This window comes from Gluconacetobacter liquefaciens (assembly GCF_003350405.1).
Classification (GTDB): domain Bacteria; phylum Pseudomonadota; class Alphaproteobacteria; order Acetobacterales; family Acetobacteraceae; genus Gluconacetobacter; species Gluconacetobacter liquefaciens.
In genome coordinates this window covers 23,383-48,807 of record NZ_QQAW01000005.1, presented here as the reverse complement: position 1 = coordinate 48,807, position 25,425 = coordinate 23,383, and the positions used below count along the sequence as shown (strand labels likewise).

The window sequence follows — 25,425 nt, the reverse complement described above, 5'->3', positions numbered from 1 at the left end:
GGGCGGAACAGAATCCGGCCGAAACAACTCTTTCCGTCGCAAAGGGGCAACTTGGCTTCAAGGCCCCGCCCGCTCCTCCACCAACGGATAGTGACAGGCCACGTCACGCCCATCCGGCAGAGCGCGCAACAGCGGCGGATCGACCCGGCAACGCTCGCGCACCACAGGGCAGCGCGTGTGAAACCGGCAGCCCGGCGGTGGCGCGATCGGGCTGGGAACGTCGCCACGCAATGGTGGCGGCAGCCCTTGCGTGCGCACCACCGGCTCCGGCACGGCCGCGATCAGGGCGGCCGTGTAGGGATGGGCCGGATGGTGCAGCACGGCGTCGGCCTCGCCCAGTTCGACGATCGCGCCCAGATACATGACCGCGACGCGGGTCGAAATCTGCCTTACCACCGCCAGATCATGCGCAACGAACACATAGGTCAGCCCTAGCCGGTCGCGCAGATCCATGAACAGATTCACGATCTGCGCCTGGATCGACACATCCAGCGCCGCCACCGGTTCATCGGCGACCACCAGCCGGGGGGAAAGCGCCAGCGCGCGGGCGATGTTGATCCGTTGCCGCTGGCCGCCGGAAAATTCGTGCGGATAGCGCTCGAGCGCCGTCTGCGGCAGGCCCACCAGATCCATCAGTTCCGCCAGCCGGGCGGCGATCTCGCCCCGGCTGCGCCGCCCGCCGCTGGGGGCAGGATGCACCCGCAAGGGCTCGGCCACCAGATCGCCGACCCGGCGGCGCGGATTCAACGCGGCATAGGAATCCTGAAACACCATCTGCATGTCCTGCCGCAGCGGGCGCAGGCGCCGCTCGGGCAACATGGTGATGTCGGTGCCATCGAAGACGACGCGCCCACCACTCGGCTGCACCAGCCGCAGCAGGCAGCGGCCGAGGGTCGATTTGCCGCAGCCGGACTCGCCCACCAGCCCCAGCACCTCACCGGGCCTGACGGCGAGCGACACACCGTCGAGCGCGCGCAGCACCTGCCCGCGCCCGACGCGGTAGGTCATGCGTAAATCCTCCGCTGCAATCAGCGGAGATGGCGGAGCATCCGGCCGGGTGGTCATGCGCTCATCTCCGCAACAAAACGCGGCGGCAGCGGGCGCCCTTCAGCCGGCAGCACACAGGCGACATCCTGCTCCCCGCATGCAACCAGCGGCGGCCGCACGGCGCAGGAATCATGCACATAGGCGCAGCGCGGCGCGAAGGGGCAGCCAGCCGGGCGCCCGGCGGGGGCCGGCGGACTGCCGGGAATGGAGGGCAGACGCGCCGGACGCGGCCCATGCAGCGGCGGAATCGAATCCAGCAACGCCGCCGTGTACGGATGCCCCGGCTGCGCGAACAATGCGCCGGTGGGTCCACGCTCGGCCACCAGCCCGCTATACAGCACCAGCGTACGGTCGCAGGTCTCGGCCACCACGCCCATGTCGTGAGTAATCAGCAGCACCGACGACCCGTAATCCCGCCGCAATCCGCGCAGCAGGTCCAGGATCTGCGCCTGCACCGTCACATCCAGCGCCGTCGTCGGTTCGTCGGCGATCAGCAGTGCCGGATTGCACGACAGCGCCATCGCGATCATCGCCCGCTGGCGCAGGCCGCCGGAAAGCTGGTGCGGATAGCGCCCGGCTACCCGCTCGGGGTCCGGCACGCCCATGTCGCCCAGCAGGCGCACGGTGCGCGCGCGGGCATCGCTGCGCGAGATCTTCTGATGCGCGCGGATCTGTTCATCGATCTGTCGCCCGACCGTATAGACAGGCGTAAAGGCGGTCATCGGGTCCTGAAAGATCATCGCGATCTCACGCCCGCGCAGCGCGCGATAGGCTCGCGGTGCCAACCCTACCAGTTCGCGCCCGCGAAAGCGCACCGACCCGCTGATGCGTGCCCCCGGCACGTCAATCAGCCCCATGATCGCCAGCGAGGTCACGCTCTTGCCCGAGCCGGACTCCCCCACGATACCCAGGATTTCCCGTGCGCCCAGCGTAAAGGATACGGATTCGACGATCGGCACCAGCCGCCCGCCGATGGGCAGCGCCACCGTCAGGTCGCGCACCGCCAGCAGCATGTCACCGTCCATCGCGCACCCGAGGGTCAAGGAAGAGATACAGCATGTCCACGACGGCATTGGCGATCACGACGAACACCGCCGAATACATCACCGTCGCCATGATCAGCGGCAGGTCGAGATTCGACAGCGCCTGATAGGTCAGCCGCCCGACGCCCTGCAAACCGAACACCACCTCCGTCAACAGCGCGCCGCCGCCCACCAGTTGCGCGAAATCCAGCCCGAACAGCGAGACGAACGTGATCATCGACGTACGCAGCCCATGGACCAGCAGCACCCGCATGGGCGACAGGCCCTTGGCACGGGCGGTACGCATGAAATCCTCGCTCTGCACCGCCACCAGATCGGCACGCAGCACACGGCTGTAGATGCCCACGAACAGCACCGCCAGCGTCAGCCACGGCAGGGCCAGCGCGCGGAACCAGCCCAACGGGTCCTCGGTCAGCGGCACGTAGCCCAGCCCCGGCACCCAGGAAAACAGCCAGCTATCGTGATAGCGGCTCTGCGTCACCAGATTCACCACCTGCCCCAGCCAGAAGACCGGAATCGAAATCCCGACCAGCCCCAGCATCATCAGGCCGCGATCCACCCAGCCACCACGCAGGGCCGCCGCCGTCACGCCCATGGCCACCGACAGCACCACCCAGATCAGCGCGGCACCGGAAACCAGCGACACCGTGACCGGCGCCGCCTCCAGAATCTCCGGCACCACCTTCTGCCCGCGATTGACGTAGGAGGTCAGGTCCCGCGTCACGAACAGCTTTTCCATCATCCGCGCATATTGCACCGGCAAGGGCCGGTCGAACCCGTATTCCACGCGCACCCGCGCCATCGTCTCAGGCGAGGCATTGCGGCCGGCGATGCGCGCCGTCGGGTCCGCTCCCGGCGTGGCGAAGAACACCAGAAACACCAGCACCGAAATCCCGAACAGCACGAACAGCGTCTGGCCCAGACGCCGCAGGACGCTCATGACCATCAGCCGCGCTCCCGCCCGCTGTCGCGCACATCCAGCGCGTCGCGCATGCCGTCCCCCAACACGTTCAGCGCCAGCACCACGATCACGATCGCCAACCCCGGCGCGATGGCCACCATCGGGCGGGTATAGATCAGCCCCTCGCCATCCTGGATGATCGTCCCCCACGACGCGCCGGGCGCCTGCACGCCGATGGAAAGGAACGACAGCGCCGATTCCGCCATCATCGCCAGCGCCATCATCAGCGGCGCCAGCACCACCAGCGTGCCGGTGACATTGGGCAGGATATCCCGCAGCACGATGCGATAACCCGGCACCCCCAGCGCCCGCGCGGCGGTGACGAATTCCGCCCGGCGCAACGACATCACCCGCCCGCGCACCGGTCGCGCCGCATAGGGCACATAGACCAGCGCGATGATGCAGATCGGGATCAGCAGATTGTCGCTGCCGATCGTGATCGGTCCCAGCTTCAATCCCTGGCTGACAGTCACGATGGAAAGCGAGATCGCGAACAGATAGACGGGTACCGCCCACATGATGTCCATGATGCGCGACAGCACGGCATCCACGATCCCCCCGACATAACCGGCGACGATGCCCACGACGGCTGCCAGCACGATGCATAGCGCGGCGGCACAGAAGGAAATCAGCAGCGAGGTCCGCCCGCCATAGAGCAGGCGCGCCGCCAGATCCCGCCCCTGGCTGTCCGCCCCCAGCAGGTCGGCCGAGGCGCGCCAGGTCGGTCCGATCGGCGACAGGCCCAGATGCAGCGGATTGTCATTGGGCTGCATGATGTCGACGCTGCGCCCGTCGATCATCACTGCTCCCGCGACGTTGGAGGTGAACGGATCGGTATGCGCCACGTCGCGCGCATAAAACGGCGCCATCAGGCACGCCGCCGTCACCGCCAGCAGCACCGCCAACGCCACCATCGCCGCGCGATCGCGCGCCAGCCTGCGCCCGGCCCTGCGCCACGGCCCGGCAGGCCGGGGCGCGGAAGAAGACGAGGACGCGCCCGTCACGGTCTGCGCAGTCATGGAGCGACCTCCTCGGAACCTGTCGGGGAATATGGGCTGCCAGGCGGGCGCAACCCGACAGAGCGACGTCCGGCGTATGTTTTGAGGCACCGAAGCGAAGCGGCTGGCCGCCGGCCAGATCCATTCCGAACGGTATGCGCCATGGTCGGCAAACAGGGGAACGCGCCCCCTCGCCTCACTGAACCCATACCTGCGAGAAGATCATGTGATAGAGGTCCGAATAGAAATAATTGCCCAACCGGGACGATACCAGATCAATATAATTGATGCGAATGGCCGGCGCAGCCGGAGAATCCCGGGCGATGATCCGCCCCGCCTGCGTCCATAGTTGCGCGGCCCGTGCCGGATCGGTTTCCTGTTTGGCCGCATCCACCGCCGCCTGGGCTTCCTTGTCGCAATAGCCCGCGATGTTGATCGAATTGTCGGTGCCGGGATGGAAATTCTCGCAGCCGAACAGATCGTCCAGAAAATTCGAGGCCGAGGGATAATCGGCAAACCAGTCCGTCACGCTGATCTGCACATGGTTCGATGTATTCTGGATGTATCCAAGCTGCACCGCATGGGCCAGGGGCTTGACGCTGGCGTCGTAGCCGATGGCCTGCAGCATGTTGCGCAGCCACACCCCCATGCTCATCTCGACATTGGTGTTCTGCACCACCACCGTCACTTTCTGCCCGGCAGTACCGCTGGCGGCCACCAGCCGGCGTGCACCCTCCAGGTCCGGCTCCTGCCAGGAGGGCGCCGGATGGTCCAGGTCCGCCCCCTTCGTATAGGCGCATTCATCCAGGGCACCAGGAATGCCGGGCGGCACCATGGTGCAGAGCGGCCCCGCTACGGCGCTGCCGCCATACAGGATGGTCATCGCCCGCCGGTCCAGCGCCCGGTTCACCGCCTGACGGGCCAGACGGTTGTTGAAGGGCGGAAGATTGACGTTCATCGGCACGTAATAGATGCCGTAGAGCGCGCGGATATGCACCTGCCTGGTATGGCGCGCGCCCAGTTCGCCCAGCCGGTCCAGCGGCTTCATGTCGAACATCCAGTCATACTGGCCGTTTTCCACCGCCGTCACCGCCGCTTCGTCCGGCAGGCCGAAATCGTAGTGGATATGGTCGACATAGCCATCGGGCTGCGCCTCGGCGCTCCACACATGGAAGAACGGATTGCGCTCCAGCACCGCCCCCCGGTCCGGATCGTAGCTGACGAAGCGGTACGGCCCCGTGGTCGGTGCCGGCACATTGCCCAGATCATGGTCCGGCATGTTCGCCGGCAGGATCGAGGCATGCGGAAAAGCCAGTTTCTGCGGAAATTCGGCGTCCGGCTGCTTCAGATGAAAGACCACTTCCCGCGTCGCCGGATCGACCTCCAGCCCACCCGCCAGCGTGCAGTGCGCGGGGTCGCGCAGGCAGAGATCGGCACCGACGATGGCACCGTAGAACGACCCCGCCGTCGGGCTGCCGACCCGGAACAGACGCCGGATCGAGGCCGCGACATCCGCCACCGTGACCTCCTGCCCGGTAGAGAAACGCACCCCCTGCCGCAGGGTGAAACGCCAGGTCCGCCCACCATCCTCGGGCTGCGGCACCGCCTCGGCCAGATCGGCCACCACATCGTCACTGGTGCGATCATCCGCCTTGCGGAAATTCAGCAGCCCGTCATACAGCACGGTGAAAAGCTGGGCATATTCGGAGGTATAATTGATCTGCGGGTCGAGCGTCCCGCCCGAGGATGACGCCGCCAGCCGCAAGGTCCCCCCACGATGCGGGCTACCCAGCGTCTGCCCGTCTCCCACCGGCCGGGCGCTGCCCGGCGGCGCGGAATCCTGCGCACGGGCGGCTGGCATACCGGCCAGCACCGCCAGCATGCCGGCAAACAGAAGAGGCGGGCTCAGGACCTGTCTGGAAACGCGCGTCGGATCGCCGCCAGAGCGTATTTTCGGACAGGCTCCGAACCGTCGCCCCCGCACCTATTGCGCCGCCATCAGGCCGTTCAGACGGTCCGCGATGTCCTGTGCCGAAGCATCGGACTGGATCGTGCCGGCATAGCGCCCTTCGGGCGACATGATGACGATGCGCGGTGACGGCTCCATGCTGTAATCGCCATCCTTGCCTTCATGACGCACGTAGGGCGCATGATATTCGGCGGTCACGGCCTTGAGCATGGTCGGTGCGCCGGTCATGGCGAAGATGCGCGGCCCGAAGCGCAGCGTATAAGCCCGCATCGCCTCGGCCGTATCGCGCATCGGGTCCACCGAAATGAACAGCGGCGCCACGGACCGATGTTTCGGCCCCAGCAGGTCCATCGCCCCGGCCATCGCCCGCAGCGTCGCGCCGCATTGCTCGTCGGGGCAGTGCGTGTAGCCGAAATAGACCAGCATCCAGCGGCCCCGGAAATTGCTGTCCGACACCTCGCCCTCGGCCGCGCTGACCAGCCGGAACGACCCGCCGATCTCGTTGCCATGGGTGGAAAGCAGCGGGCCGGCGCGGTCCATCGCCCAGTAGCCCGCATAGCCCCCTGCCGCCGAAAGCACGGTAATGACCGCCCCGATCGCCAGCCGGCGCTTGTCCCGTTTCTGCATCAATGTGCGTCCGCCCAGTTCGCTCCGGTCCCGGTTTCCACCACCAGCTTCACAGAAAGATCGGCGGCGGATTCCATGACCTGTTTCACGAGTTCCGACAGATCGCCCTCCTGGCCCTGCCGTACCTCGAACACAAGTTCGTCATGGACCTGAAGCAGCAGCCGTCCGTCAAGCCCGGCATCGGCCAGCGCACGCGGCAGGCGCACCATCGCGCGCTTGATGATGTCGGCCGCCCCGCCCTGCAACGGCGCATTGATCGCCTGCCGTTCGGCATAGGACCGACGGGCCGCGTTGCGGTCGCCGATGCCCGGCACCCAGCAGCGCCGGCCGAACGGGGTGGTGACGTAGCCGTTCGCCTTCGCCTCTTCCTTCATCCGGTCCATATAGTCGCGTATCTCGGGATACCGGGCGAAATAGGCGTCGATATACGATCGCGCCTCGCCCGGCGGGATGCCGAGCTGCCGCCCCAGCCCGAAGGCGCTGATGCCGTAGATGATGCCGAAATTGATCGCCTTGGCCCGCCGCCGCGTCAGCGGGTCCATCCCCTCGATCGGCACGCCGAAGACCTCGGACGCCGTACGGGCATGGATATCCTGGCCCAGCGCAAAAGCCTCGCGCAGGGCGGGGATGTTCGCCACATGGGCCAGCAGCCGCAATTCGATCTGCGAATAATCCGCCGACAGCAGCACATGGCCCGGCGCCGCGACAAAGGCGCGGCGGATGCGCCCGCCCTCCTCGGTGCGGATGGGAATATTCTGCAGATTCGGCTCGTTGGACGACAGGCGACCCGTCGAGGTGATCGCCATCTGGAACGAGGTATGCACCCGCTCCGTCCCCGGATCGGCCTGGCTCACCAGCGCATCGGCATAGGTCGATTTCAGCTTGGCCAGTTGCCGCCAGGCGAGAATGCGCCCCGGCAGGTCATGCCCCTGGTCAGCCAGATCCTGCAAGACGGAGGAATCGGTGCCCCAGGCGCCCGATTTCATCCGCTTGCCGCCAGCCAGACCCATTTCGTCGAACAGGATCTCGCCCAACTGCTTGGGCGAGCCGACATTGAACGACCGGCCGGCCAGACGGTGGATCTCCACCTCCATCTCACCCATGCGCGCCGCGAAATCGGCCGACAGGCGCCGCAGTTCGGTCACGTCCACCGCGATGCCGGCCCGCTCCATATCCGCCAGCACGGCCACCAGCGGCCGCTCCAGTTCCTCATACAGCGCCAGCGCCCGATTGGGCCGCAGGGTCGGGTGCAGCGACAGCCACAGCCGCAGCGTCACATCCGTATCCTCGGCCGCATATTCGGTGGCCCGCGCCACATCGACCCGCGCGAACGGAACACGGTTGCGCCCGGTCCCCGTCACCTCGTCATAGGAGATCGGGGAGTGGCCCAGATACAGCCGCGACAACTCATCCATGCCCTGGCCATGCCGCCCGGCATACTGGGCGTAGGAAATCAGCATGGTATCGTCGATCGGCGTCGGCTGCGGCGCACCGGCACGGGTCAGTACCAGCAGGTCGAACTTGGCGTTCTGGAAGATCTTCAGCACCGATGGGTCGATGAAGAGCGGACCCAGAATGTCCAGCGCGGTGGCAACCGGCATCTGAACGCCGACCGGGTCCTCTTCCACCCCCTCCTCGGGCAGAAGCTGCGCCTGCGCCGGCGCGCCCTCATGCGCCAGCGGAATGTAGCAGGAGCGCCCCGGCGCCACCGCCAGCGAGATCCCGACCAGCCCGGCATGCAAGGGGTCCAGCCCGTCGGTCTCGGTATCGACGGCGCAGAACCCGACCCGGCGCGCCTCCGCAACCCACGCTTCCAGCGCCTCGGCAGTGCGTATGGTCTCATAAGGCCCGAACGGTGCCCGGTCGGGTGCGGCCGGTGCTGCGAGCGGCACGGCGTCCGCACCGGCCGCCGCCACGGCCGGAGCAGCAGCATGGCTGGCGACACCAACCGCCGCCGCCGTCTGCTTCAGCCCCATCCGATGCACCAGCGAGCGGAAACCCATCCGGCCCAGCCATGCGCCCAGTTCCGCGTCATCGGGCTCGCGGCAGACCAGTTCCGCCAGCGGCACCGGGCACGGCGCGTCCTCGCGCAACGTCACCAGCTCACGCGACAGGCGCGCGCGCTCGGCATGTTCGATCAGATTATCGCGCCGCTTCGAAGCCTTCATCGCGGGCGCGGCCGCCAGGATCGCATCCAGCGATCCATATTCCGCAATCAGCGCCGAGGCGGTCTTGGGTCCGATCCCCGGCACGCCCGGCACGTTATCGACCGAATCGCCGATCAGCGCCTGCACGTCGATCACCTTGTCGGGCGTCACGCCGAACTTCGCCTCGACTTCGGCCGGCCCGATCGGCTTCTGACGGATCGGGTCCTGCATCTCCACACCCGGACGGATGAGCTGCATCAGGTCCTTGTCGGACGAGACGATGGTGCAGCGCCCCCCCGCATCGGTCACACGGCGGGCATAAGCCGCGATCAGATCGTCGGCTTCCCACCCCGCTTCCTCGATCCCCGGCACGCCGAAGGCCGAGGTCGCATCGCGCACCAGGGCGAATTGCGGCCGCAGATCCTCGGGCGGCTCGGGCCGGTGAGCCTTGTACTGGTCATAGAGTTCGTTGCGGAAGGTCAGCCGGCCCGCATCGAAAATGACGGCGAGATGCGTGCCCACATGGTCGCGCAGCAGCCGCGCCAGCATGTTGGTGAAGCCGAACACGGCGTTGACCGGCGTGCCATCGGGCGCGGTCATCGGCGGCAGGGCGTGGAAGGCACGGAAGATGAACCCCGATCCGTCAACGAGGATCAGGTGAATCGGGGCGTCGCTGGACATGGTGGGTCGGATCAGTGCGCGCTGTCTTCCCCGGCATCGGGGCTCAATACGAACAGGCGCGAGCAATAGGGGCAGAAAGTCTGGTGCCCGGCAATGCGCAGCCACACGCGCGGATGGCCCAGCGCACCCAGCCCGCCGTCACAGGACAGCACGCGCGACTGCACGATCACCGTCTCGACATGGCCGAGGCGCGGATGGGGGACCGGATCGCCGGATTGGGCCGGAAGGGTCTGGACCTGCATATGTTCGCTCCGCCTCGTGATGATGGCCCTGTCGGCCGGTAGTCATGATGGTTGGGGGATGATACGCAGGATCACCGTGCTTTCAAACCTCCGCCTGTCACGCCTGCGCTATCTGGCCCCGCTCCTGCTGCTCGCAGGCTGCGCAATGCAGGACCCGCCGCCGCCACATCCGCCCGCCGCCTGGGCGGCGGATGGCCGTCTGGTGCCGCCCGACACCATCCTGCACCTGCCCGACGGTACCGCAATCCCCACCCGTATCTGGCCCGCACGCGGACGGGTCCGGGCGGTCATGCTGGCGCTGCATGGATTCGACGACAGCCGCGACGCATGGGAATTCGCGGCCCCCGCGCTCGCGGCACAGGGCATTACCCTCTACGCCCCCGACCTGCGCGGCTTCGGCGGCATGCCGGATCGCGGCCTGTGGGCAGGCACCGACCGCATGGTCGCGGATGCGCGCGACGAAGCCCTGATCATCGCCAGCCGCCATCCCGGCGTGCCGCTTTACCTGCTGGGCGAGAGCATGGGCGGCGCAGTGGTGACCTGCCTGATGGCCCGCCCCGACGCACCACCCACCGCCGGCACTATCCTGCTGGCCCCGGCGGTGTGGAAGCTGGGCACGGGCCCCGAAACCGTGCTGCGCCTGCTGGCCGCCACGGCACCCGACTGGCGTCTGACAGGCCACGAACTCCCCGTCCACGTCGTGGCGGGCGATGACATGTCGGCCATGCGCCGCCTCTATTTCGATCCGCTGACCCTTCACGCCACGCGCATGCGCGCCATCGCCGGCCTGGCCGCGCTGATGCGCCAGGCAGCCGACGCCGCCCCGCATCTGCGCGGCCCGGCACTGGTGATCTATGGCGGCCACGACCAGCTCGTCCCCCCATCCGCCATGGCCGCCCTGTGGCGCCACCTGCCGCCCGACGTGCGGCGCGACTTCATCCCGCAGGGCTACCACCTGCTCCTACGCGGCCGCAGTCGACAGGCCACGATCGCCGATATCGCCCAATGGATCACCGACCTCGACCGCCCGCTTCCATCGGGCGGCGACATCGCCGCCGCCGCATGGCAGGCGCTGCCCCATGATGGCAGCGATACCCCAACGCCGTTTCTGGCACCGCTGGACGCCCAAGCCGGCAAATAATTGCCCACAAGGGCTGGCATCCCGAAACGGTTCGGGGTATGGAGGCGTCACTGGACTCGTAGCTCAGCTGGATAGAGCGTCGCCCTCCGAAGGCGAAGGTCGAAGGTTCGAATCCTTTCGAGTCCGCCAACTCCCTGAAAAATCGTTTTTTTTCGATCCTGCACTCTCAGGGCTTTTCCCCCTGTGCGCGCTGATCAGAACTGCGCCAGAAGCCGGAAGCCGGCCTCCAGAGCATTCGGATAGGTCCGCGTCGCATCCGGATGAATGACATATTGCAGATCCGGCAGGATCTTCAGCCCTCTGGTCAGGAAGGCCGTGTAGGTCAGTTCCACGACCTGAAAGCTTGCCTGCGGCATCCGCACACCGCCATGCAGCGTCTCGTAGCCCAGGTCCGCCTGCATTTCCTGCAGTCGTGTGATCTTGCGATTGACGTTCTGCCATGACCAGAACAGGGAAATCGCATCCGTCACACGGGCGGGAAACATGCCCTGCGAGATGATGCCGACCGTATACTGGCTCTGCGCGGGCAGCGATGCCCCCATATCCCAACCGGCGATGCCGAAGAGAATGAGCCCCTGGTCTTTCGCCTTGCCGTAACGCAGCACCATCTGATCCGCCCCCACATACCACGCCCCCCGCTGACGTTCGATCCGCGCCGGCCGGTGAGAGAGCAGAATCGGCGTGCCGTCCTGCGCGGTGAAGGGATCGGGATGATCGGACGTGTCGATATATCCGCCGAGCTTGTAATGGCCGGTCAGCCGATCGCGCCCGAGCGAGGGTTCCCACCCCAGTTCCATCGGAATGACATAGCCAAGAGGCGCAAACGAGAAATTGAATCCCGCCCGCCCTCCTTCGGTTGCCGATGCTTCGAAGAATCCAGCCTGCGCATAGAGGTGCCGACCGGGATTGAGCCGTGCCATCATGCCCCATTGCGAAAAAGGCCAGGACCGCCATTTCGTACCGGCCGACAATGCCGTGGGGTGCGCGCATGTCACGTTATTGAGCGCATAGCACGCGAAATACGATGTTCCGAACTTGAGATTGGCCGGCATGTGGCCGACATCCACCAGCAGCTTTCCACCGAACAGCTTCTGCTCAAGATAGATATAGACCAGTTTGTACAGCACATTGCCACCGACCCCGTAATCCTCCTGCGGCTGGGTCAGGCCCGTCACCCCCAGATAATCGGTCGCAACACTCCGGCCCGCGCGCTGGACGCCCAGCATGTGGAACGAAAGCCCTTTTGCACCCATCATCTTTTCAAGATCAAAATCGGTTCCCATGACGATCTGGTGCGAATAATCCACCCCTCTCCGACGCCCGCCCGCCACATTGCCGACGGTCTCCGCCAGATAGCTCAAGGTGAAATCGAAACCGGCATCCGACAGGCGCTGCCGCCAGCCACCCATCGCACCCAGCAACCGGTCCAGTTTCGGCACGACACGCACTTCCGACCAGGTCGACCCCAGGGCGGATGCGTTCACGCCCAGGTTTTCGCGCTGTCGCGTCGACGAAGGCATGTCGTCGGCCGACGCCACATGCAGGTTATCGGCGGGCAGGATTGCTGAAGAACGCACGACCGCCCCATTGTTCACAATCACGCGCGTGCTGGCCTTGCCGGCCGGTTTGGAGGCAGGAGAAACGACAGGCGGCGCAGCATGCGTCCCAAGAGACTCCGGCCCGGCCCAGGCAGGCATGTTCTGAAGACACAGCAGGGCCATGGCGGACAGTAAGGTCCGCGATACATCGTGAATTTTCATGAAAAAGATCCGCTTTCACAGAACAGCTCAAGCCGGGCACGCCGTCCTGCCGGCGTGCCGCAACCGCTAGCGCCGGCGAAGACTCCCGTCCCGCCACCGATTCCGCGAACGATCTCTGTTTCTCTGGTTACGCATGTGACGCCTCATATGACGCTCTTGATATTGAACCCCGTCTCGCATCCGGAACTTGTCCCGAAATACCGGGATAAATTTCCAGGATGCTGCGCAGTCTTCCGTATCGATAGAAGCAAACCCATCGGCTGATCAACCAACGTATCCCACTATATGAGATGTTGTTCCAAAATATTGACGACACCCCATCACCCGCCTCATGGTGCCGGCAAGCAGACGGAAGAACACGGACATGACAGGAACCGATAGCGTCGCCTTTCCCGCCGGGACACAGACCCTGACGCGCGGCCTGGCAGTGATCGAGGCCGTGGCGGCGGGCCATCGCACATTGACCGACATCGCCGCCACCATCGGATGCAGCCGCAGTACTACCCACCGGCTGGCCAGTGCCCTGGTGCAGGCGGGCTATCTGCGCGCACCGTCCAGCGGTGGCGGCCAGACGTTCATTCTGGGTCCCCGCCTGGTGGAAATGGGTTTTCTGGCCCGCGACACCCTGCCGGTGGTGGCCGTAGCCCGCCCACATCTCGATGCCCTGGGCACCACCACCCGCGACACCGTGCATCTGGGCATCCGCGAAGGCATCGAAGTGCTGTATCTGGACAAGATTGCCGGGCAGCGCGGCCTGGAAATGCGGTCGCGCGTGGGCAAACGCATGCCGATCGCCTCCACCGGTCTGGGCAAGGCACTGATGCTGGATCTGCCGGAAGCCGAGTGGCGGACGCTTTACGATGCGGCTCTCAGCCATCCGGCCACGCCCAACGCACGGCTGCCCGCCTGGCCTGAATATCGCTCAGGGCTGCGCCAGTCCGGCCTTGCAGCCTGCGCCTTCGATTTCGAGGAGAACGAGCCCGGTATTCGATGCGTGGCCGCCGCCATCCGTGACGCGACCGGCACGGTGATCGCCGCCGTCAGCGTCGCCAGCGCCACGGTTTATATGTCCGAGACGCGCATGCACGAACTGGCCCCCGCCGTGGTCGCCACCGCGCAGGCCATCTCGCGCGAACTGGGCTGGCTGCCCCGGCGGAGGGCCTTCGCATGACACCCCGTCTGATCGCGCTCGACTGGGGCACGTCCTCGCTGCGCGCATTCCTGCTGGGGGCCAACGGCACGGTGCTGGAACGCCGGGCCGAACGGTTGGGAATCATGCAGACGCCGCATGATGGTTTCGCAGCCTCCTTCGCACAGATCGCCGGAGCATGGCGGAGGCGGTGGCCGCATCTGCCTGCCATCGCCGCCGGCATGATCGGCAGCGCGCAAGGATGGGCCCAGGCCCCCTATCGCCGCAACGCCGCCGGTGCCGCCGAAATGGCCGAGAGCCTGATCAGCGTTCCCTCCGGCGATGGCGGCGTGCTGCACATCGTGCCCGGCCTGGCGATGGACACACCGCGCGCCGAAGTCATGCGCGGCGAGGAAACACAGATCATCGGCGCGCTGACGATTGATCCCGGCCTGGCCTGCGGCCGGCTGCTGCTGCCCGGCACCCATAGCAAATGGGCCGTTCTCGCAGACGGGCGCATCGCCGCCTTCACCACCTTCATGACGGGCGAACTCTTCGCAGTACTGTGCGGCCATTCCATCCTGGGGCGCCTGCAAGGCGACCTGCCCCCCGACGAGAGCGGCTTCGACGCGGGCGTCATGACCGCCCGCGACGGCGACGGACTTGCGGCGCTCCTGTTCTCGGCACGCGCGCAGGTGCTGCTGAGCACGCTGCCGGCGGCCGCCAGCCTGCCCTATCTGTCCGGCCTGCTGATCGGCGACGAGATCCGCAGCGCACTGGCCGCCGGCCAGGGGGCCGGTCGGCTGGCCCTTATCGGCGATGCGGCGCTCTGCGCCCGTTACCGTTGCGCCCTCAGCCATTTCGGCATCACCGATGTCCCCGCCATCGAAGGCGCGGCCGAAGCCGGCCTGTGGCGCATCGCCTGCCAGGCCGGACTGGTCATCCCCGAACCCGTCCAGGAGACCATGCCATGATCCAGCGCTTCCTCGACCGTTTCCCCCTGGTCGCCATCCTGCGCGGCGTGCGGCCCGACGAGGTGGTACCGATCGGCCAGGCGCTCGTCACCGCCGGCTTTGCCATCATCGAGGTGCCGCTCAACTCGCCCGAGCCCTTCGACAGTATCCGCCGCCTCGCTGCCGAACTGGGGCCGGACATCCTGGTCGGCGCCGGCACCGTGACCGCACCGGAACAAATCGACCGGCTGGCCGAAGCCGGCGGCCGGCTGGTAGTGATGCCGCACAGCGACCCGCAGGTCATCCAGGCCGCCAAAGCCGCCGGCATGGTCTGCACGCCGGGCGTCGCCACCCCTACCGAAGGCTTTGCCGCCCTGCGCCATGGTGCCGACGCGCTGAAGCTGTTTCCTGCCGAGTCCATGCCGCCGGCGGTCCTCAAGGCATGGTGCAGCGTCTTTCCGCAGCGCACACGCTTCCTGCCCGTCGGCGGCATCACGCCCGAGACCATGGCGCCCTATGTCGCGGCCGGTGCGGCGGGGTTCGGCCTCGGCTCGGCCCTCTATCGCCCCGGCGACAGCGCAGGCCAGGTTACCGACCGCGCGCGCGCCTTCGCCGATGCGTGGGCCGCGCTCGAATAATCCTCCCCACCAGAAAACAACAACAAGAACGCGCCGGAAAACGGCGCCTGCGGGATACACGCCCATGTTTGATGAAAGACAGCGCGCGGACACGATCCGGCGCATTTCCTGGCGGCTGCTACCCTTCCTGATGCTGTGCTACTTCGCCGCCTATATCGACCGCTCGAACATCTCGATCGCGGCGCTGGCAATGAGCGCGGACCTGAAGATGACCGCGGAAATGTACGGCATCGCCGCCGGATTATTCTTCATTACCTATACGATTTTCGAAATCCCCAGCAATCTGGCCCTCGTGCGGTTCGGCGCACGGCGCTGGATCGCCCGCATCATGCTCTCGTGGGGTGTCGTCGCCGTCCTGCTCGGCTTCGTCAACAGCCACTGGCAGCTCTACGGGGTCCGCCTGCTGCTCGGCGCGGCCGAAGCTGGCTTCACCCCCGGTGTCATCTATTACCTCTCGCTGTGGTATCCGGCCCGCGAGCGGGGGCGTGCGATGTCGTTCTTCTATATCGGCGCGGCCCTTGCCTCGGTCATCGGCCTGCCGGTCTCCGGGCTGCTGATGAAGCTCGACGGCGTGGGAAACATTGCCGGATGGCGCTGGCTGTTCATGATCGAGGGCCTGCCGGCCGTTCTGCTTGGTGCGCTGGTCCTGGTCTGTCTGCCGGACAGCCCGGCCACGGGCACGTTCCTGTCTCCCGAGGAAAAGACATGGCTGGCCAGGACGCTTGCGGCCGACCATGCCCAGCAGGGCCCGGAGCATTCCCACGACTGGCGCCCGGCCCTGCGCAGCGGGCGGGTATGGGCCCTGGCCATGGTATGGCTGTTGCAGGCATTCGGCACGATCGGCGTCACGTTGTTCATGCCGCTCCTGATCAAGAGCATGTCGGGCGGCGACACGCTTCTGGTCGGCCTGCTCTCGGCTCTGCCGTTCCTGCTGGCCTGCATCCTGATGTACGCCAACGGCCGTCATTCCGATCATACCGGCGAACGCGCGCTGCATCTGGGCCTGCCACTTCTCCTGTCCGGCCTGCTGCTGGCGGGCAGCATCCTGGTGGCACGGACAGGCGCATCCGTCGCCGCGTATGGGCTGCTGATCGCGGCCGTGGGGCTGAACTGGGCCGCCACGCCCGTCTTCTGGGCCGCTACCGCCGGCCAGCTTTCCGGCGCGGCATCGGCCGCCGGCATCGGGCTGATCAATGCCATGGCGCAGTTCGCCGGCATGGGCCTGCCCCCCTGATCGGCCGGATCAGGGATGCAACCGGCAGCTACGACTCCGGCATGCTGCTGATCGCCGCCGCCCTGGCTACCGGCGGCCTGGTGGGCCTGAAAGCCGCCGGCCGGCCACGCCACCCGACGCCCACACCAGTGTCCCCCATCATGGAACAGAGGGTCCGCTCATGAAGATCACCAAACTCACCACTTTCATCGTGCCGCCGCGCTGGTGCTTTCTGAAGATCGAAACCGATGAAGGCATTTCCGGCTGGGGCGAGCCGGTGCTGGAAGGGCGCGCCCATACCGTCGCCGCCGCTGTCGACGAATTGTCCGATTACCTCATCGGCCGCGATCCATTCCTGATCGAGGATCATTGGACGGTGATGTATCGCGGCGGCTTCTATCGCGGCGGTGGCCAGCATATGAGCGCCATCGCCGGCATCGACCAGGCTCTGTGGGACATCAAGGGCCGCGCTCTGGGCGTGCCAGTGCATCAATTGCTCGGCGGCAAGCTGCGCGACCGCATCCGCGTCTATTCCTGGATCGGCGGCGATCGGCCGGCCGACACGGCGGCGATGGCGCGGGACGTCGGCAGCCGCGGTTTTACGGCCGTGAAGATGAACGGCACGGAGGAAATGCAGTTCGTCGACAGCCACGCCAAGGTGGACGCGGTGCTTGCCCGCGTCCAGGCCATCCGCGAGGCAATGGGGCCGGATTTCGGGATCGGGGTCGATTTCCACGGCCGCGTCCACCGGCCGATGGCCAAGATCCTGGCCCGCGAACTGGACCCGTTCCGCCTGATGTTCATCGAGGAACCGGTCCTGAGCGAACATGCCGAGGCCCTGGAAGAGATCACCCGCCACTGCTCCACGCCCATCGCATTGGGCGAGCGCCTGTATTCCCGCTGGGACTTCAAGAAGATCCTGGCCGACGGCCATGTGGACATCATCCAGCCGGACCCCTCCCACGCCGGCGGCATCACCGAAACGCGCAAGATCGCCAACATGGCGGAAGCCTACGATGTCGCGCTGGCGCTGCACTGTCCGCTCGGCCCCATCGCCCTGGCGGCCAACCTGCAACTCGATGCCGTCTGCTACAATGCCTTTATCCAGGAACAGTCGCTGGGCATTCATTACAATCGTGGCAACGACCTGCTGGACTACATCACCAATCCCGAAATCTTCGCCTACAAGGACGGCCACGTCGCCATCCCCGACGCGCCGGGCCTGGGGGTGGAAATCAACGAGGATTATGTGCGTGCGCGGGCGGCCGACGGGCATCGCTGGCGCAACCCGGTCTGGCGCCACGCGGACGGCAGCTTCGCGGAGTGGTGACAGCCGCACGGCATTGGACAGGTGGGCCGGCTATCCCGGCGCACCTGTCCCATCATGCTCTCAGAACCCGCAGGACACCCGACCGCCGATGAAACGCGGTGAACCGGGAATGTAGAGATACGTCGTCGTCGCCTGTCCGCCGGAGGTAAAATACTGCCGGTTCAGGATGTTCGACGCATAGACCGTCACCTGCCAGCGATCCGACGCCGGTCGCAGCGTGACATGCGCGCCCAGCAGAAAATAGGGCGGCAGGCGATAGAAGCCCGTCCCGCCCGGCGTCATGGCCTGCGCGCCGCGATAGACCCAGTTAGGCCCGAACTCGACCGCGTAATCGTGGCTGACGGCCTGGCGCCAGTCGAGTTGCCCGTTCAGCGTCAGTTTCGGCTGCCCGTTATCCACGCCCGAAAAATTATCGTTGATCGCCTTCCACTCGCCCGTCCGCGCATAGTAGGCGTTGGTCTTCGCGCGATTGACGGTGGGGAAATTCTGGAAATTCCCGCGCTGCCAGCCGATATTCTGGGTAACGAACACATGGCGGACCGGATGCAGGTCGATCGTGCCCTCGAAGCCCCAGCTTTCTGATTTCGGCACATTGGTCAACTGGCTCAACGGCCCGTAATTCGGGATCAGGATCGTGCCGAGAATCTGCTGATTGTGAAAATCGTTGTAGAACGCAGCAGCGTTGACCCGCAGCACGTTGGGAATCGGGTCGCTCTTCAGCCCCAGTTCATAGGTCAGCACGGTTTCAGGCCTGAAAGGGTCGAGCTGCGCCTGGACCTGCGTGTTATTGGCGGTGAAGCCCCCCGCTTTGAAGCCCTTGCTCATCTTGTAATAGAGCAGGACATTCTTCGTCGCCTGCCACGACACCCCCACCTGCCCGGCAAACTGCGCCGCCGCCGTGTTCTCGCCGTGGAAATTCAGCGTGCGCCCGCCATAGATCCGCGACGTCAGTCCGGTAATCCCCCGGTCGTCGATTTCATGCAGCAGCCCCACAAACAGCGTCACATTGCGCGGCAGCCGATAGCTGACATGGCCGAACTGCGACGTGGCCTCCTGATTCAACCCGAAGGTGGAGACCTGCATATAGCCGCGGGCCGGCAGGTAATCCGTATAGTCGAACGGAAAGGCCTGATTCATCCGCGAACGCTGGTAATAGGCGCCGACCACCCATTGCAGCCTGTCGCCGCCACGGCTGTTCGCCAGCCGCACTTCCTGCGTAAAGCTGTTGGCCGCGATGGTGCGATAGGCATCCGCCTGGGCCGCCGCCGTCGCATCCTGGTCGGTGAACTCGGCTTCGCGCTCGGTCTCGAAGGCGCTGATCGCCGTCACGGTCACTGGGCCGAAATCATGCGCGATATGCAAGTCCGCGCCCCAGAACCAGTTATTCTCGCTGGGCTTCAACCCGTGCCGGCGCCCGATCACATCGGTAAAGGCGTCCTTCGCCGACCATTCCGTCTGCGTCCAGCCCAGATGCGGGATAGGCGCCGAGCCGATCAGGCGGGCGACGGGCACACCGCCCACCACCTCGCTCTGGTCGCGCACCACATGGCCCGAGAACATCACCGTCGTCCGTGCGTCGGGGGTCCATTTCAGCTTGGCCCGCAGCGCCCAGCTATCGGCATCGCCCAGATGCGCGCCGTTCAGCGGATTGGTCTGCCATCCGCCCCCCTGACGCACCTGCCCCGCAAGGCGGAAGCTCAGGCCATGCGCGATCGGCCCCGAGACATAGGCATCGCTGCGGCTGCGGGCGTAGGAGGCAATGTCCTCGCTCGCGCCATAATGGAACGTATCGGTGGGGTCGTTCGTCCGCAGCTTCACCTCACCGCCGGTGGTCGACTGGCCATGCTCGGTGCCCACCGGGCCGGGGGTAACGGTCACATCCGCCATGTCGAACATCAGCCCCGAAGCCATGGTCGAATAGGGGAAGGCCACGTCGTCCACATAGGTCACGACCGGCCCCATATTGTTCTGGGTAAAGTCGTTGAAGCCCAGGCCACGCAGATAGAAATTGGTCGAAGCCGTGCCGTTGATGGTCTGCACCGTCAGGTTCGGCGCCACATATTCCAGCCCGCGCAGATCCACGACCCCGCGCTCGGTCAACCGCTCCGCCGTCAGGCGCGTATCGGCGTCCGGCAGATGCTGGGCGGCGCCATGGGTGAAGGCGCGCCGAATCCCGCTGACCTCGACGGCCTCGGGCGCCGTCGGCGCGGGTAGGGGTTGCCTCGCGGCTATGACAGGCTTGCGGCCGCTCTCCGGCATCGCGGCCGCCTCGACAGGCGCAGCCTGCGCGGATGTGGCAGAAAGGAGCGCCACCACGCATGCCCCGATGGAAACGCCCGAGGCCCACAGCGATCCGCCAACCCGAAACCTGCTGGTGCGTGTGATCATGCGGCGCCTCGGCATATAAAATTGAACATCTGCATATGGTGCGGGCTATGACCGATCAGGCGGAGCAGGGCAACAGCCATTCCGCCCCCATGCGGACATTCGCCAGCCACCACCTCAGGCGGCGAAAACCATCACGCCCTTCTCCGGATGAGCCCGATAATACGCCAGCCTCGAATCCAGAGACCCAACATGCACTTCCAGCCTGTGCCCGTCAGGATCGAGAAAATACGTCGAATCCCCCTCGCTCCGGTTCTGCCGCCACAGCGTGCATGAAGCACGCAGCCGCTCCGCCAATACGGGATAATCCTCATCGGATACGCTGAAAGCGATATGCGTGTAATCCGGCCGGGGCCTCTGCCCTCTTTCATCCTCACGGGCCAGGCAGAGCCATAGCGAACCGGCTTCGAGATAGGCACCATCAGGCCATTGCGCGCGGAGCACGCAGCCAAGCATGTCGCGATAGAAGGCCATGGAACGATCCAGATCCGTCACCGCAAGGGTAATATGATTCAGTCCGCTGATTGCCGGGGCCATGGTTCGTCCTGTTGCGGGGTCTTCATCGAAGCATCAGCTTAACGGCCCCACAGGAACCCCGCATCTCAATCCGCAGCGTGCGCGGTTCTGCCCCCCGTCATGCCGCGCACCCCCGGCACGGCGACACATCCGGCCACCAGCAGGGCCGTCAGCGCGACGCCGCCGGAGATGTCGAGCCCGTGCGCCGCATGCCCCATGGCCACCATGGCGAGGACCAGATTGGCGGCGGCCGTACCCAGCAGCAGGACCGGCGCCCCCAGCCGGGCCGTCAGACAGAACGCGCCCAGCACGCAGGCCAGGAAGACTGCATAATAGACCCAGGACAACACGGCATAAGACAGCGCCCCGGACGACAGCGCAGCGACAGCGAGCACGACGGCCACCCCGATCATGCATCCCGTGGTGCAGCCCAGCGTCAGGCGCGACAGGATCCATGTACCGCGCGTGTCCGTGACAATACCCGTCCGGCGTTCGGACCGCCGCCGGGCCATGATCCACAGCCGGTTGCCCGTGTAGAACAGGAACGCCCCGCCGAACCCGAGCACCAGATACCCGAAGCGCACGGGCGCCCCGCCATAACTGCCGAAATGCAGCGAGAAGAACGCGGTCACGGTCGCAAAACCGTTCGACTGCCGGCCGGGAAGGTAGTCCGCCGAAATCACCCGACCCGTATAGGGATCGAGCCCGGCAAAGCCGCTGACCGGCCCCCTCAGGCCGAAACGCGCATCATGCCCGGCAACGCGCAGCGTCAGCTTCCGGCTGCCCGGCCCCATCGGCCGCATGGCGTAATCGAGCGTATCGGGCACGAATCCCGGCGCCTGCCGCGCCAGCGCCGCGACCAGTTCAACCGGAGCCAGAGGCGCTACCGCGTGGGGTGTGCCTGCTTCCGGCCCACGCGCCATCCGCGCGACATGCTGCACTCTGTCCTGATGGAAAAGATGCCCCTGAACGGCGAAGATCTGTTCGTGGAAAGCGAAAACGACAGACGTGACCGCCATGACGATGTGAAAGGGCAGCGAAAAGAACCCGAACAGATTATGCAGGTCGAGCCACGCACGCGCCTTCCCGCCCTCCAGCCGTACCGCAAACAGCGTGCGCGTCAGCGCCGGCAGAAACGCGATCACCCCAGACACCAGGGCCACCGCATAGACCAGCGCGACCACTCCCATGATCGGCATCGCCACATCATGCGGCAGCGGCAGGCCGATTTTCTGATGCAGTTCGTCGATGAAATGCGCTGCCTCGGAGGGCGCCTGCGTCATCGTCACCACGCCCCCGTCCGGTGCCAGAGCCGCCGCGACACTGACGGCCGGCCCATGCCCATGGCCGCCGCCGCCCTTGGGCCAGATCAGCCGCCCCGCTTGCGTCGCATCGGGCGCCAGAACGACCGTATAATGCGCGCGTGCCTCGGGAAACGCGGCAAAGGTCTTTTCCATCAGCTCCGGCGTCCGGTCGAGCGGCACCGGCGCGGGCAGGCCCGCCGGCGGCGTCAGCCACGCCTGAATCGGCTGCTCGAACATGCTGATGGCACCGGCATAAAAAGCGATGAAGAGAAACAGCCCCGCGAGAATCCCCGCCCAGCTATGAACCTCGCGATAAACCGCGACGATATCGGAACGGATCTTCATGGAAACACGCTCTTCAGAAGGGCGAACAGCAGCCAGAACGCCACGGCCCCGCCCCCCAGCACACCCCAGGCCCGGCTCCCGGAGCGAAACAGGAAACAGGCGGACAGGATCACCGCCCAAAGCAGTCCGGCCAACCACAGCAGCAACTGCGCGGACAGCGTCATCGGGCTGCCCGTCGTGTGGCACAGCCCCCCGACCACGGCCATGACCCCGAGGGCCAGCGCGCAGCCCGGCACGATCCCGGCCGCCAGTTTGGCCACCCACTGGCGATTATCCAGGCGCGCGCGCCTCATCGCCGCATCCCCTGCTGCCTGTAGAACGCGGTCGCCGCCGGCACGATGCTCCAGACCGCCATCAGCAACAGCACGACCATGAAAACAGCCGTCGCCGGTCCCCGGACCTGCAACAGGCTGGCCAGCGCCACGCAGGCCGCGACGGCCGCACCCATCAGGCACGGCCCCGCTGCAGGCCGGACAACCAGCAGGCGCTGGTGCCGCGATGCGAGATAGGACAGCAGCCCGCACAGAACCGACGCCCCACTTCCCACCGCGAGGAAGAAGACCGAAGCCGTCACCAGCGATATTCCAGACGCATGGTCAGGCTGCGTCCCTGCCCGTAATAGCAGGCCGACACGGCGGTGCAGGTCGCGACGAACCGCTTGTTGGCGATATTGCGCATATTGACCGAGAACGACAGCCCGTCATAACGCGGATGCGCGGCGCCGAAATCGTAACGCAGGAACATGTCGAACAACGTATAGCCCGGAATCGACAGCGTATTCGCCGTGTCGCCATAGCTGTGGCCGGTATAGCGGACACCACCCCCGACACCCGCGCCACGGAACATGCCCGAACGCACGCGCTGGTCCACGAACAGCGATGCCATCCATTTCGGCGCCTGTGGCAGATAATTGCCGACCTGCAAAGCCGTGTTCGATTTCGTGACCTTGGCATCGCTGCGGGTACCGGTAAAGATCACCGTCATGTCCCACGGCAGGGTGGCGCGGCCTTCCAGTTCCAGCCCCCGGACGCGGCCTTCGCTGGTCTGCACCAGACAGGTCGTCGTGCCGCATTGTTCCCCACCGGGGGAAACCGTCGTCATGTTCTGCTGGGTGATCTGGTAACCACCAAACGTCACATAGATGGATTTGCCATACTGATAGCGCAGCCCGGCCTCGTACTGGTCGCCGGTCGTCGGCTTGAACGGCTTGCCGTCCAGCGAGGTGGACGGGTCGGACACCAGCGGCAGGAACGAGGTCGCGTAGCTGAAATAAGGCGCCAGCCCGAAATCCAGCAGATAAACCGCCCCCGCACGCCAGGTAAATTTATTGGAATCCGTGACATAGCGTTTCTTGGTCAGGATGTTGAGCGTATCGTCCTCCGCCCAGTCCTGCCGCCCGCCGATCGTCACCCGCAACCGCTCATATTTGAGCTGGTCCTGAAAATACACGCCCTTCTGGGTCGACTTCGTCGCACTATAGACCTGCGGGCTCAACGCGCTCCCATAGCCCGCCGACCCGCGCGAGACCGGATCGAAGATATCGAGCATGGGCAATACCAGCGCCGAATTCACCAGATCGCGCGAGCTCTCCCAACTGGTATAGAAATAGTCCGTCCCCGCCAGCAGCGTATGCTGCACGGGGCCGGTGCTGACATGCCCCTCGACCTGGGTATCCATCGCAACGCCCTGCGAGCGGCCCCGCCCTTCCACCGCACGGCGGTTGACCGTTTCCCCAGGCACACACCCCCTGAGCGTGGGCGGGCAAGCCGCCAGCGTGTCACCGGAGAGCACCGTCGCGCGATAGAGATTGTCGAGATAGGTATAGCGCAGATTGTTCCGCACCGTCAGGAAGCGGCTGAAACGGTGTTCGAGAAACGAACCGGCCAATGCCTGGGTACGGTCGAACGTGTCCCAGTCCGGCTCACCGATATTCGCATCATTGGCGATACGGCGTCCTTTCGACGCAACAAGGGTGCCCGTCTTCGGTAGGAACTGGAACGTGGACCCACCGGCATCGCGCTGATACTGCCCCAGCAGCGTCCAGGACGAGTGCGGCGCGAATTTCCAGGTCAGGCTGGGCGACACGTAATAGCGCCCGATCGACACGTCATTCACCTGTGTCCCGCCATAGCGCGCCACCGCCACGATGCGCCCCGACACGGCTCCGTCCTTGGTCAGCTTGCCCGACACGTCGCCCGAAGCCTGCCCCTGCCAGTTCCCCAGATCGGTAAAGCCCGCGCTCTGCAGGAAGAACTCGCCATGGCTCTGCTCGGTCGGCCGCTTGGTCGTCAGATTGACGATGCCCCCCGGTGCCGTCTGCCCGTATAGAGCACCCGACGGCCCCTTGAGCACTTCGATCTGCTGCAACGCGAACGGATCGAACGATGTCCGCGTCCACTGCCCGCCGGATGGCAGGCGCAATCCATCGACGAAATTGTTGTTCGAGGAAAATCCACCAGCACCGAAACCGCGCACCGATACTTCATCGACACGGCTGTCGATACCGCTCGGCTCAGCCTGCACGCCGGCAGTATAGGCCAGCGCATCCGCCACGGTCGGCGAGGCCCGCAATTCGATTTCCTCGCGACTGACGATGGAAATGGTCTGCGGAGATTCGATGATCGGCGTCCGCGTCTTGGTCGAAGACGTGGCGTGCGACAGCCCTGTCGCGGTCACCACAATCACTTCCTCCTTGCCGCCCTTGCCATCCGGCTTTCCTTTCGCCGTCTTGTCCTGAACGACATCCGGTTCCGGCGCGGCCGCCACAGCCGGCACGCCAAACGACGCCATGAGCACAACGGGGGCGGCAATGCCCGCCAAACGAACTGACTGTCTCATCGGCCCCTTTCCGCGACTGAAACCATGCAGCGGGGCTTTTATGCAATTGCGACTTATTGTCAATAAAAGAGCGTGAACGTTAACATTTTGATACTTTTGTCATGATGCGACACGGAAACCTTCCAATATCCATCTGTAAAGAAAGAATTTTTCAAAAA

21 protein-coding genes and 1 tRNA gene are annotated in these 25,425 nt (G+C 65.7%); 7 read left to right on the top strand and 15 right to left on the bottom strand.

What is annotated here, in order from left to right; genetic code table 11:
- Nucleotides 1-57: 57 nt before the first annotated feature.
- The 8 genes from C7453_RS10000 to C7453_RS09965 all read right to left on the bottom strand — a co-directional run bounded on the left by C7453_RS10000 (nt 58) and on the right by C7453_RS09965 (nt 9,715).
- Entirely contained in the window at nt 58-1,065 is a 1,008-nt protein-coding gene (locus C7453_RS10000; protein ID WP_114727409.1) for an ABC transporter ATP-binding protein, read from the bottom strand.
- Nucleotides 1,062-2,072, bottom strand: coding sequence for an ABC transporter ATP-binding protein (locus C7453_RS09995; protein WP_114727408.1), 1,011 nt, complete (start codon nt 2,070-2,072; stop codon nt 1,062-1,064). The genes C7453_RS10000 and C7453_RS09995 overlap by 4 nt, the downstream gene beginning before the upstream one ends.
- Entirely contained in the window at nt 2,062-3,036 is a 975-nt protein-coding gene (locus tag C7453_RS09990; protein WP_114727407.1) for an ABC transporter permease, read from the bottom strand. Before C7453_RS09990 ends, C7453_RS09995 begins: the two co-directional genes overlap by 11 nt.
- Entirely contained in the window at nt 3,036-4,070 is a 1,035-nt protein-coding gene (locus C7453_RS09985) for an ABC transporter permease (protein ID WP_114727406.1), read from the bottom strand. Before C7453_RS09985 ends, C7453_RS09990 begins: the two co-directional genes overlap by 1 nt.
- 175 nt (nt 4,071-4,245) lie before the next feature.
- On the bottom strand, nt 4,246-5,910 hold the full coding sequence (locus C7453_RS09980) for an ABC transporter substrate-binding protein (protein ID WP_245948987.1): 1,665 nt from the start codon (nt 5,908-5,910) through the stop codon (nt 4,246-4,248).
- A 123-nt stretch (nt 5,911-6,033) separates the two neighbouring features.
- A complete protein-coding gene (locus tag C7453_RS09975) occupies nt 6,034-6,645 on the bottom strand; it encodes an SCO family protein (RefSeq protein WP_114727404.1) in 612 nt (203 codons plus the stop codon).
- Nucleotides 6,645-9,473 (bottom strand): DNA polymerase I, encoded by a 2,829-nt coding sequence (polA, locus tag C7453_RS09970; protein ID WP_114727403.1) that lies wholly within the window; start codon nt 9,471-9,473, stop codon nt 6,645-6,647. Before polA ends, C7453_RS09975 begins: the two co-directional genes overlap by 1 nt.
- Before the next feature lie 11 nt (nt 9,474-9,484).
- Entirely contained in the window at nt 9,485-9,715 is a 231-nt protein-coding gene (locus tag C7453_RS09965; protein ID WP_114727402.1) for a zinc-finger domain-containing protein, read from the bottom strand.
- A 58-nt stretch (nt 9,716-9,773) separates the two neighbouring features.
- Here C7453_RS09965 and C7453_RS09960 point away from each other — a divergent pair, with 58 nt between their 5' ends.
- Together C7453_RS09960 and C7453_RS09955 are read left to right on the top strand one after the other, a co-directional pair.
- A complete protein-coding gene (locus C7453_RS09960; protein WP_114727401.1) occupies nt 9,774-10,856 on the top strand; it encodes an alpha/beta fold hydrolase in 1,083 nt (360 codons plus the stop codon).
- A 52-nt stretch (nt 10,857-10,908) separates the two neighbouring features.
- A tRNA-Arg gene (locus C7453_RS09955) sits at nt 10,909-10,985 on the top strand.
- 65 nt (nt 10,986-11,050) lie between these two features.
- Here the strand turns inward: C7453_RS09955 and C7453_RS09950 are convergent.
- Entirely contained in the window at nt 11,051-12,616 is a 1,566-nt protein-coding gene (locus tag C7453_RS09950; protein WP_114727400.1) for a carbohydrate porin, read from the bottom strand.
- A 364-nt stretch (nt 12,617-12,980) separates the two neighbouring features.
- Here C7453_RS09950 and C7453_RS09945 point away from each other — a divergent pair, with 364 nt between their 5' ends.
- From C7453_RS09945 to dgoD, 5 genes are all read left to right on the top strand, one after another.
- Nucleotides 12,981-13,787, top strand: coding sequence for an IclR family transcriptional regulator (locus C7453_RS09945; RefSeq protein ID WP_114727399.1), 807 nt, complete (start codon nt 12,981-12,983; stop codon nt 13,785-13,787).
- Nucleotides 13,784-14,719 carry a 2-dehydro-3-deoxygalactonokinase gene (locus C7453_RS09940; protein ID WP_114727398.1) on the top strand — a complete coding sequence of 312 codons (936 nt, stop codon included), beginning with the start codon at nt 13,784-13,786 and terminating at the stop codon, nt 14,717-14,719. Before C7453_RS09945 ends, C7453_RS09940 begins: the two co-directional genes overlap by 4 nt.
- A complete protein-coding gene (locus C7453_RS09935) occupies nt 14,716-15,336 on the top strand; it encodes a 2-dehydro-3-deoxy-6-phosphogalactonate aldolase (protein ID WP_114727397.1) in 621 nt (206 codons plus the stop codon). The genes C7453_RS09940 and C7453_RS09935 overlap by 4 nt, the downstream gene beginning before the upstream one ends.
- A 64-nt stretch (nt 15,337-15,400) precedes the next feature.
- Nucleotides 15,401-16,570, top strand: coding sequence for an MFS transporter (locus C7453_RS09930; RefSeq protein ID WP_211311046.1), 1,170 nt, complete (start codon nt 15,401-15,403; stop codon nt 16,568-16,570).
- Nucleotides 16,571-16,730: 160 nt separating this feature from the next.
- The gene (gene dgoD / locus C7453_RS09925; protein ID WP_114727396.1) at nt 16,731-17,879 is read left to right on the top strand and encodes a galactonate dehydratase; all 1,149 of its coding nucleotides are present in this window, start codon (nt 16,731-16,733) and stop codon (nt 17,877-17,879) included.
- A gap of 60 nt (nt 17,880-17,939) precedes the next feature.
- Here dgoD and C7453_RS09920 read toward each other — a convergent pair whose 3' ends face one another.
- The 6 genes from C7453_RS09920 to C7453_RS09895 all read right to left on the bottom strand — a co-directional run bounded on the left by C7453_RS09920 (nt 17,940) and on the right by C7453_RS09895 (nt 25,267).
- The gene (locus C7453_RS09920; protein ID WP_174787946.1) at nt 17,940-20,138 is read right to left on the bottom strand and encodes a TonB-dependent receptor; all 2,199 of its coding nucleotides are present in this window, start codon (nt 20,136-20,138) and stop codon (nt 17,940-17,942) included.
- 243 nt (nt 20,139-20,381) lie between these two features.
- Complete coding sequence (locus C7453_RS09915; RefSeq protein ID WP_114727395.1) at nt 20,382-20,801, bottom strand: VOC family protein; 420 nt, start codon at nt 20,799-20,801, stop codon at nt 20,382-20,384.
- Between the two features lie 65 nt (nt 20,802-20,866).
- Nucleotides 20,867-22,429: a PepSY-associated TM helix domain-containing protein gene (locus tag C7453_RS09910; protein ID WP_114727394.1), complete on the bottom strand. Its 1,563-nt coding sequence runs from the start codon at nt 22,427-22,429 to the stop codon at nt 20,867-20,869.
- On the bottom strand, nt 22,426-22,722 hold the full coding sequence (locus C7453_RS09905; protein WP_114727393.1) for a hypothetical protein: 297 nt from the start codon (nt 22,720-22,722) through the stop codon (nt 22,426-22,428). The genes C7453_RS09910 and C7453_RS09905 overlap by 4 nt, the downstream gene beginning before the upstream one ends.
- Nucleotides 22,719-23,003, bottom strand: a complete 285-nt coding sequence (locus tag C7453_RS09900; protein WP_114727392.1) for a hypothetical protein — start codon at nt 23,001-23,003, stop codon at nt 22,719-22,721. Before C7453_RS09900 ends, C7453_RS09905 begins: the two co-directional genes overlap by 4 nt.
- Nucleotides 23,000-25,267, bottom strand: coding sequence for a TonB-dependent siderophore receptor (locus C7453_RS09895; protein WP_114727391.1), 2,268 nt, complete (start codon nt 25,265-25,267; stop codon nt 23,000-23,002). The genes C7453_RS09900 and C7453_RS09895 overlap by 4 nt, the downstream gene beginning before the upstream one ends.
- Nucleotides 25,268-25,425 lie beyond the last annotated feature (158 nt).

Excerpts from the sequence above, each read along its gene's own strand:
- C7453_RS09935 (WP_114727397.1), top strand. The coding sequence starts at position 14,716 with ATGATCCAGCGCTTCCTCGACCGTTTCCCCCTGGTCGCCATCCTGCGC.
- C7453_RS09920 (WP_174787946.1), bottom strand. The coding sequence starts at position 20,138 with ATGCCGGAGAGCGGCCGCAAGCCTGTCATAGCCGCGAGGCAACCCCTA.
- C7453_RS09940 (WP_114727398.1), top strand. The coding sequence starts at position 13,784 with ATGACACCCCGTCTGATCGCGCTCGACTGGGGCACGTCCTCGCTGCGC.
- C7453_RS09960 (WP_114727401.1), top strand. The coding sequence starts at position 9,774 with ATGATACGCAGGATCACCGTGCTTTCAAACCTCCGCCTGTCACGCCTG.
- C7453_RS09910 (WP_114727394.1), bottom strand. The coding sequence starts at position 22,429 with ATGAAGATCCGTTCCGATATCGTCGCGGTTTATCGCGAGGTTCATAGC.
- C7453_RS09930 (WP_211311046.1), top strand. The coding sequence starts at position 15,401 with ATGTTTGATGAAAGACAGCGCGCGGACACGATCCGGCGCATTTCCTGG.
- polA (WP_114727403.1), bottom strand. The coding sequence starts at position 9,473 with ATGTCCAGCGACGCCCCGATTCACCTGATCCTCGTTGACGGATCGGGG.
- C7453_RS09945 (WP_114727399.1), top strand. The coding sequence starts at position 12,981 with ATGACAGGAACCGATAGCGTCGCCTTTCCCGCCGGGACACAGACCCTG.
- C7453_RS09980 (WP_245948987.1), bottom strand. The coding sequence starts at position 5,910 with ATGCCAGCCGCCCGTGCGCAGGATTCCGCGCCGCCGGGCAGCGCCCGG.
- C7453_RS09950 (WP_114727400.1), bottom strand. The coding sequence starts at position 12,616 with ATGAAAATTCACGATGTATCGCGGACCTTACTGTCCGCCATGGCCCTG.
- C7453_RS09995 (WP_114727408.1), bottom strand. The coding sequence starts at position 2,072 with ATGGACGGTGACATGCTGCTGGCGGTGCGCGACCTGACGGTGGCGCTG.
- C7453_RS09895 (WP_114727391.1), bottom strand. The coding sequence starts at position 25,267 with ATGAGACAGTCAGTTCGTTTGGCGGGCATTGCCGCCCCCGTTGTGCTC.
- C7453_RS09990 (WP_114727407.1), bottom strand. The coding sequence starts at position 3,036 with ATGGTCATGAGCGTCCTGCGGCGTCTGGGCCAGACGCTGTTCGTGCTG.
- C7453_RS09975 (WP_114727404.1), bottom strand. The coding sequence starts at position 6,645 with ATGCAGAAACGGGACAAGCGCCGGCTGGCGATCGGGGCGGTCATTACC.
- C7453_RS09985 (WP_114727406.1), bottom strand. The coding sequence starts at position 4,070 with ATGACTGCGCAGACCGTGACGGGCGCGTCCTCGTCTTCTTCCGCGCCC.
- C7453_RS10000 (WP_114727409.1), bottom strand. The coding sequence starts at position 1,065 with ATGACCACCCGGCCGGATGCTCCGCCATCTCCGCTGATTGCAGCGGAG.
- dgoD (WP_114727396.1), top strand. The coding sequence starts at position 16,731 with ATGAAGATCACCAAACTCACCACTTTCATCGTGCCGCCGCGCTGGTGC.
- C7453_RS09915 (WP_114727395.1), bottom strand. The coding sequence starts at position 20,801 with ATGGCCCCGGCAATCAGCGGACTGAATCATATTACCCTTGCGGTGACG.
- C7453_RS09905 (WP_114727393.1), bottom strand. The coding sequence starts at position 22,722 with ATGAGGCGCGCGCGCCTGGATAATCGCCAGTGGGTGGCCAAACTGGCG.
- C7453_RS09965 (WP_114727402.1), bottom strand. The coding sequence starts at position 9,715 with ATGCAGGTCCAGACCCTTCCGGCCCAATCCGGCGATCCGGTCCCCCAT.